The following is a 6,425-nucleotide window of genomic DNA, read 5'->3' as shown; positions in this document are numbered from 1 at the left end:
GCTCCATCCGGGCTACAAGATCCCGTTGAAGCGCGCTGCCTGCGCTCACCCTCCGTCATTGCGAGCGCAGCGAAGCAATCCAGCGTCTTTCCACGGACACAGTGCCGTAGGGTGGGCAAAGGCGCGTAAGCGCCGTGCCCACCAACTTGCCACGATTGAGACAAAAGAGGTGGGCGCGCGTCCGCCTTCGCTCTTCGAGCTGTGGCGGAGCTTTGCCCACCCTACGAACTCCCGCTCGTTGCACCCGAAGGTCGATTGACAACGAATTATTACATGTCTAAAAATATGCAAATTCATATAACTCGAGATGCCTGAATGGACACGCATCCGCTGAGACTCAAGGTGCAGTCGGTCGCTGCGGAGACGCCGTTCGTTCGGAGCCTTGTGTTTGGCGTGGAGGGTGGAGCTGTGCCGCCATGGCAGGCCGGCGCGCATATCCGCGTGGCGCTGCCGAACGGAGGCGACCGGCCTTACTCGTTGATGGCCCTGCCGGATCTGCCTGCGGGCACCCTGGCGCTCGGGGTGCTGCGCGAGCAGCAGAGTACCGGCGGCTCCCAGTTCATGCATGCGCTAAAGGTCGGCGACGTCGTCGCCGCGACCGGCCCGGTCAACAATTTCCGTCTGCACGAGGGGCGCGCGCCGGCCCTGCTGTTTGCCGGCGGCATCGGCATCACGCCGATCCTGTCGATGGCGGCGGAGCTGAAAGCCCAGGATATTCCCTACCGCGTCCACTATGCCGGCCGCGCGGAAGGCTTGCTGGCGTTCCTGCCGCAACTGCGCGCGATCTGTGCGGGCGCGCTGCACATCCATTACGACAGCGACGACTCCCGACTGGACATCGCAACCGCGCTCAAGGGCGCACCTGCGGACTCCCGCGTCTATGTCTGCGGCCCTGCCGGCATGATCGATGCGGTGAAGGCGGGCGCGCTCGCGAGCGGCATCGCCGCCGATCACATCCATTACGAGCTGTTCAAGGCCGAGCAGCCGTCCTCGCCCGACAAGCCGTTCGAGGTGGAGCTCAAATCGACGGGGCGGGTCGTCACCGTTGCCGCCGGCCAGAGCATCATCCAGGCGCTGGAGGCGGCGGGGCTCGACGTTCTCTACGACTGTCAGCGCGGCGATTGCGGCATCTGCCAGTGCGGCGTGATTGAAGGCCTGCCCGATCATCGCGACGTCATCCTCAGCGACGACGAGAAGGCATCCAACAAGGTCATGCAGATCTGCGTGTCGCGCGCGAAGTCGGAACGGCTGGTGCTGGATCTCTAAGGGGGAGGCGAGGGACGCCATGGCAAGATACGGACAGAATGCCGGCGCTATCGAAGCGCTGGTGCGCAATACCGAAGTCCACCGCGACGTCTATGTCGATCCCGAGATCTTTGATCTCGAGATGGAGCATCTGTTCCCGAATAGCTGGATCTATGTCGGGCACGCGAGCCAGCTTGCCAAGCCCGGGGATTTCATCACCGCCACCATCGGCCGCCAGCCTGTCATGGCGAGCCGCCACAACGACGGCTCGATCCACGTCTTCTATAATCGCTGCCCCCACAAGGGCGTGAAGATTGCGTCGGAGCCCTGCGGCAACACCGGAAAATTCTTCCGCTGTCCCTATCACGCCTGGTCGTTCAAGACCGACGGTTCGCTGCTCGCGATCCCCCTGAAGAAGGGTTATGAGAACACCGGTTTTGGCGACGCAAAGGCCAACGAAGGCCTGTCGAGGATCAAGAACGTCAAGATCTACCGCGATTTCATCTTTGCGCGGCTGAACGACACCGGCCTCTCCTTCGAGGATTATTTCGGCGAGAGCCTCTCGACCATCGACAACATGGTCGACCGCTCGCCGGAGGGGAAGCTCGCGGTGATGGCGGCGCCGATCCGCTATATGCACACCTGCAACTGGAAGATGCTGGTCGAGAACCAGACCGACACCTGCCATCCCATGGTCGCGCATGAGAGCTCGGCCGGCACGGCCGTGAAGGTGTGGAAGCGCGAGCAGGGCGATGCCACGGAAACGCCGATGGCGGTGCAGCTCTACGGTCCCTTTATGAGCCCGTACGAATTCTACGAGCAGAGCGGCATAAGGATCTGGCCGAACGGCCACGGCCATACCGGCGTCGCCAATTCGATCCATTCCAACTATTCCGATATCGACGGCTATCTCGGCCAGATGGTCGCGGCCTATGGCGAGCATCGCGCCCACGAGATCCTCGGCGAAGTCCGGCACAACACCGTCTACTTCCCCAACATCATGGTGAAGGGCGCGGTGCAGATTTTGCGCAACTTCATCCCGATCGCGGTCGACAAGACTTTGGTCGAGAGCTGGGTCTATCGCCTGGTCGGTGCACCCGACAAGCTCTACGAGCGTGCGCTGATGTATAACCGCTTCATCAACGCGCCGACCTCGATCGTCGGCCATGACGATCTCGAAATGTACGAGCGCGCGCAGGAAGGGCTGAAGTCCAACGGCAACCAATGGGTCAATCTGCAGCGGCTCTACGAGGCCGGCGAGGAGCCCGACGCCACCGCCGTCATCAACGGCACCTCCGAGCGACAGATGCGCAACCAGTTTCATGCCTGGGCAAAATTCATGACCATGGACATGGACAAGCAGGTCGAGGCCGCGGAATGATCACGGAGAAGGAGATCATCGACTTCATCTACCGGGAGGCCGAGCTTCTCGATACCATGCAGTGGCAGGCCTGGCTCGATCTGTTCCACGCGGAAGGGCGTTACTGGATGCCGATGGAATGGCAGCAGCAGGATCCCGTGCTGCAGCCCTCGCTGATGTATGAGGACCTCTTGCTGCTCAAGGTGCGGGTCGAGCGTCTCGCCGGCGAGCGCACCTTCAGCCAGAAGCCGAAGAGCCGCTGCCATCATCTCTTGCAGGCGCCGCAGATCGTCGCTTGCGACGCGGCGGCGGGACTCTTCAAGGCAAAAACGTCCTACATCTACACGGAAACGCGCGGCGATCTGCTCGAGCGTTTTTCGGGTTGGGCATCGCACGATCTCGTGCAGGTCGGCGATATCTTGAAGATCAAGCTCAAGCGCGTCGATCTCGTCAATTTCGACGCGCCGTTCGGCAACATCCAGCTTTTCATGTGAGCCACCCTTGACCGCGACGACAGTTTTCGCCCGCTTTCATTCGACAGCGCTGCGCCGGGGCGGAGCCGGCTTCTTCAACGTATTGCCGGAGACGGCTGCAATCTACGGTATCGCGCCGGGAGAAATTTCATATGGCGCCATGCTCGCTCGCGTTCAACTGCGGCGGGCGGCATTCGCGAAATGCGGCTACGGCGAGGGCCACCGGGTCGGACTGTTGCTCCAGAACCGGCCTGAGTTCATCGAGCTCTGGTTCGCGCTCAACGCGCTCGGCGTCTCCGTCGTGCCGATCAATCCGGATTTGCGGATGAGCGAGCTCGAATACATCATCGCCCATTCCGAGATGAACGCTGCCTTCGTCCTTGCCGAGCGGCGTGACGAGGTGGCGACCGCGGCCCGCCAGGCTGGCCGGCCGATTCCTGTGGTGACGGAGACGGACGACGTGCCGGCTCCTTTCGGCGGTGCGCGGCCGGCGATCGTCGGCGACAGCGCCACCGAATGCGCGCTGCTCTATACCTCGGGAACGACGGGACAGCCCAAAGGCTGCGTCCTCACCAGCGAATACTTCTTGCATTCCGGCAACTGGTATCGCGACGCTGGCGGGCTGATCGGGCTGAAACCGGACTGCGAGCGCATGATCACGCCGCTGCCGCTGTTTCACATGAACGCGATGGCGGTGTCGCTGATGGCGATGATCTCGGTCGGCGGCAGCCTGACCATGCTCGACCGCTTCCACCCGCGCACCTGGTGGCAGTCGGTGCGCGATAGCCGCGCCACCTGCCTGCATTATCTCGGCGTCATGCCGTCGATGCTGATGAGCGCGCCTGCGTCAGAGCAGGACCGCGCGCACACCGTCCGCTTCGGCTTCGGCGCCGGCGTCGACAAGCTCCTGCACGCACCGTTCGAAGAGCGCTTCGGCTTTCCGCTGCTCGAGGCCTGGGCGATGACCGAAACGGGAAGCGGCGGCGTGATTGCGGCCAATGTCGAGCCGCGCAAGATCGGCACGGCGTGCTTTGGCCGTCCGGCTCCCGAGGTGGATGTTCGTATCGTCGATGACAGCGGCAATGAAGCGGCGGTGGACATGCCGGGCGAGCTCCTGGTCCGGCGCGCCGGCACCAACCCGCGCTACGGCTTCTTCCGGGAGTATCTGAAGAACGCGGAGGCGACCGCCGAGGCGTGGGCCGGCGGCTGGCTGCACACCGGCGACATCGTCTCGCGCGATACCGACGGCGATCTCCATTTCGTCGACCGCAAGAAGAACGTCATCCGCCGCTCCGGCGAGAACATCGCCGCGGTCGAGGTCGAGTCCGTCCTCAATCGCCATCCCGCCATTCGGCAGGCCGCGGTCGCAGCGACGCCCGATCAGGTGCGCGGCGACGAGGTCGTGGCCGTCATTATTGCGGAGCAGGGCGGCGCGGATCAGAAGCTGGCCGAGGACATCGTGCGCTGGAGCCTGGAGCAGATGGCCTATTACAAGGCGCCCGGCTGGATCGCCTTCGTCGACCGCCTGCCGCTGACGGCAACCGAAAAGATCCAGCGCGGCGGCCTGAAGGAGTTTGTCGCAAAACTGATGCGCGACGGCGCATTCTTCGATTTGCGAGATCTCAAGAAGCGGCAGGTTTGACCATGAGCGACGTCACCACAACGCTCATCACCGGCGGCAACTCCGGCATCGGTGAAGCCCTCGCCAAGCGTCTGGTCGAGAAGGGGCAGCGCGTCGTCTCGATCGGATTGGAGAAACCGGCCTGGACGCACGATCTGCTCGCGGCCTATCGCGCCGATCTTACCAGCATCGACGAGACCCGCGCGATCGCGGAAGAGATATGTCAGGAGCACGCGATCGACCGCATCGTGCACAATGCCGGCGTGATCCTGCCGAACCTGTTGCCCGATGCGAAGCCTGAAGACATTTTGACGCTTGCGCAATTGCACCTGGGCGCGCCGATGATCCTGACCCAGGCCGCGCTCGACGGCATGAAGTCGCGCCGCTTCGGCCGCATTGTGTTCGTCTCGTCCCGCGCGGCGATGGGGGCTGTGACGCGCTCAGCCTATTCGGCGACCAAGGCCGGCGTGCACGGCCTGGCGCGCACCTGGGCGCTCGAGCTCGCTTCCGGCGGCATCACGGTGAATGTCGTTGCGCCCGGGCCGATCCTCACCGACAATTTTTGGGGCATCATCCCAAAGGGCTCGGAGCGGCAGGAGCAGATGGCGCGCAACGTGCCCGTCGGCCGGCTCGGCTCGCGCGAGGACGTCGCGCACGCCATCGAATTCTTCCTCGACCCGCGCTCTGACTTCGTCACCGGCCAGGTGCTCTATGTCTGCGGTGGCACGAGCCTCGTGGGCCTCGGCCCCTAAATCTGGTTCTGCTTGATGTTCTGCACCATCTTGGCCAGCACCCGCGCGCAGGTTTCGATCTCGTCGGGGTCGATGCCCTCGGTCAGCCGGTCATAGTTCTTCTCCATGATCGGCCATATCTTGCGCAGCAGCGCCTCGCCGTCGGGCGTCAGCGCCACGACGCGGCGGCGCTGGTCTTCTTCCGCGATCTCGCGCTTGACGAGGCCCGCCGACACCATGGATTCGACCATGCGGCTCGCGGTCGACTGCTCCGTGACGGCGAGCACGGCGACCTCGTTGACCGTCAGCGTCTTGTAGATGAACAGCACCGACAGCGTCCGGAACACGACGTTGTTGATGTTGTGCTCGGCGAGGTCGCGGTTCTGGTCGAGGTTCCAGCGATTGGCGAGCCGGTTGAACAGATAGGGGATGTAGCTCTGCAACTGGTCCTTGGTCCGCGGCGGACCGGACTTCCATTTGCCCTTAATTTCCTTGGCCATTATCTTTTGCGACTCTGCTTCTTGCTGTCGGTACGGATCTTTGAGGAGAGGGACCGCAGCACGCTGAGCGCGCTGTCCAGCTCCTGGGCGGGAATGTTGTCCAGCCGCTTGCTGAGATGCTTCTTGTGGACATCAGCCGCCTTCCGGAACAGCGCCGCGCCCTTCGGCGTCAGGCGCACGATGAAGGAACGGCGGTCCTCGCTCGACATCTCCTTGCTGATGAGGTCGTCGGCGAGAAGCCGCTGCACCAGCCCGGAGACGTTACCGCCAGACACTTTCAGGTTCTGCGACAATTGCCCGAGCGCGAGCCCGTCGGGATAGCGATCGAGCTGCGCCAGCACGTCGAACTTTGCCAGTGACAGCCCGAACTCCAAGCTCAGCACCGAGTTCAGCGAGGCGAACAGCTCGCCATGCAGCGACAGCAATTGCAGCCAGAGCCGGGTCTCGATTTGGCCCTGGACGGGAACGTTGCTGTCTTTGAGTGCGGCAGGCATT

General features: G+C 63.4%; 7 protein-coding genes. 5 read left to right on the top strand and 2 right to left on the bottom strand.

The features are described from left to right. Positions 1-315 precede the first annotated feature (315 nt). From C2U70_RS08920 to C2U70_RS08900, 5 genes are read left to right on the top strand one after another with little or no spacing between them, the layout of a single operon-like run. The gene (locus tag C2U70_RS08920) at positions 316-1,266 is read left to right on the top strand and encodes a PDR/VanB family oxidoreductase (RefSeq protein WP_140977633.1); all 951 of its coding nucleotides are present in this window, start codon (positions 316-318) and stop codon (positions 1,264-1,266) included. Positions 1,267-1,285: 19 nt separating this feature from the next. Continuing rightward, positions 1,286-2,626 carry a Rieske 2Fe-2S domain-containing protein gene (locus tag C2U70_RS08915; RefSeq protein WP_140977632.1) on the top strand — a complete coding sequence of 447 codons (1,341 nt, stop codon included), beginning with the start codon at positions 1,286-1,288 and terminating at the stop codon, positions 2,624-2,626. Next, positions 2,623-3,099, top strand: coding sequence for an aromatic-ring-hydroxylating dioxygenase subunit beta (locus C2U70_RS08910; protein ID WP_140977631.1), 477 nt, complete (start codon positions 2,623-2,625; stop codon positions 3,097-3,099). Before C2U70_RS08915 ends, C2U70_RS08910 begins: the two co-directional genes overlap by 4 nt. Before the next feature lie 7 nt (positions 3,100-3,106). Beyond that, positions 3,107-4,720 carry an ATP-dependent acyl-CoA ligase gene (locus C2U70_RS08905; RefSeq protein WP_140977630.1) on the top strand — a complete coding sequence of 538 codons (1,614 nt, stop codon included), beginning with the start codon at positions 3,107-3,109 and terminating at the stop codon, positions 4,718-4,720. Positions 4,721-4,722: 2 nt separating this feature from the next. Beyond that, positions 4,723-5,451, top strand: a complete 729-nt coding sequence (locus C2U70_RS08900; RefSeq protein ID WP_140977629.1) for an SDR family NAD(P)-dependent oxidoreductase — start codon at positions 4,723-4,725, stop codon at positions 5,449-5,451. Here C2U70_RS08900 and C2U70_RS08895 read toward each other — a convergent pair. Further along, a complete protein-coding gene (locus C2U70_RS08895) occupies positions 5,448-5,930 on the bottom strand; it encodes a MarR family winged helix-turn-helix transcriptional regulator (RefSeq protein ID WP_140977628.1) in 483 nt (160 codons plus the stop codon). The genes C2U70_RS08900 and C2U70_RS08895 overlap by 4 nt on opposite strands. Beyond that, positions 5,930-6,424 carry a MarR family winged helix-turn-helix transcriptional regulator gene (locus tag C2U70_RS08890; RefSeq protein ID WP_140977627.1) on the bottom strand — a complete coding sequence of 165 codons (495 nt, stop codon included), beginning with the start codon at positions 6,422-6,424 and terminating at the stop codon, positions 5,930-5,932. Before C2U70_RS08890 ends, C2U70_RS08895 begins: the two co-directional genes overlap by 1 nt. Between the last annotated feature and the right edge of the window lies 1 nt (position 6,425).

The organism is Bradyrhizobium guangdongense, assembly GCF_006483445.1.
GTDB classification, from domain to species: Bacteria; Pseudomonadota; Alphaproteobacteria; order Rhizobiales; family Xanthobacteraceae; genus Bradyrhizobium; species Bradyrhizobium guangdongense_A.
The sequence above is the reverse complement of the archived record's forward strand: the minus strand, read 5'-3'. Positions and strand labels throughout refer to the sequence as shown.